The organism is Sphingomonas aestuarii (assembly GCF_054457155.1).
The window spans coordinates 1-1,055 of sequence record NZ_JBTKVV010000020.1 but is presented as its reverse complement, the minus strand read 5'-3'; the positions used below and the strand labels follow the sequence as shown (position 1 = coordinate 1,055).

Sequence of the window (1,055 nt, the reverse complement as noted above, 5' to 3'; positions counted from 1 at the left end):
AAGGGCGCACCCGCCCTTTCCGGCGCGAGCTTTACCAACCGTAAGCAGGCGGGTTAGTCGCGACCATGCGGGTCGGTCGGTCGGGTAGAGAAGGAAACTGGGACCATCGACAAGGTCGATCCGAGAACCCGCGATCAGTCGAACGCCGGTTGCCTTCTGCGCATCCCAAGCCCGTACGATGCCTGCCACGCTCCCGAGATCAGCGACCCCGAGCGCTTTGTATCCCTGCAGGGCGGCAGCCGAGAACAGCTCCTCTGGCGACGATGCGCCGCGCAGGAAACTGTAATGGCTGGTGACCTGAAGCTCGACATAGCCGGTCATCATCCGAACAATCCGTGCAGGTACCAGCTCAGGTCGCCTGTTTCGGAATCGACCCCGTCGCCACGCCGAAATACCCAGAACCTGGCACCGGTCTCATCCTCTACGCGGAAGTAATCCCGCACGGCCCAGACCTCGCCGTCGCGACGCCACCATTCTCCGTGGATACGCTCGGGGCCGTCGCCTGCGACTACCCGGTGAGTGGTCCCACGCCACTCGAAGCGACGCGGCGGCGCGTCGGGCAATAATGCAATGACGCGGTGCAACGGCTCGGGGCGGCGCAGCAGCCGCGCTGGGCGATGATAGGCTGGCCAACTGATAGGGGCCTCGAGCGGCCCGATGCGCCTAACCGCACGCTCCGGCACATCGCTTTCTACAGCACTGATCCGAAACAGCGCAGCGGACCCTACCCGACCGGCCAATTGATCAATCGCGCTCGCGATATCGGGCGTGGCAGGATCGCCCGCCAAAATTGCAGGCATCTCTGCGGCAGAAAGCGTTTCGGTACGAAGCGCTTCCATCCGCATCGCTTCAATCCCGAACCCCGGCTCGATTCGGTCGATCCGCAGTGAGACAAGACGCAGAAGATGGCGCGGGTCGCGTGTCGCCTTGGCCGTCCCGAAAGCCACATGCTGCTCATCGCCATCGACGCGCAGACACGATAGTCGGATCGCGCGCGCACCCAGCCCCTGAGTTCCCAGCAAAGCGCTGAGATCGTCGCACAGGTCGCCTGCCAC

General features: G+C 64.2%; 1 protein-coding gene and 1 pseudogene. Both read right to left on the bottom strand.

The window, feature by feature from the left end:
- Positions 1–321 (bottom strand): PHP domain-containing protein (locus ACX0GZ_RS14755; RefSeq protein ID WP_458817511.1); only part of this gene is annotated, 321 nt, incomplete at its 3' end.
- Positions 321–1,055 (bottom strand): annotated as a pseudogene (locus ACX0GZ_RS14750) (DNA polymerase Y family protein); the annotation flags it as partial. The pseudogene ACX0GZ_RS14750 and the gene ACX0GZ_RS14755, both read right to left, overlap by 1 nt.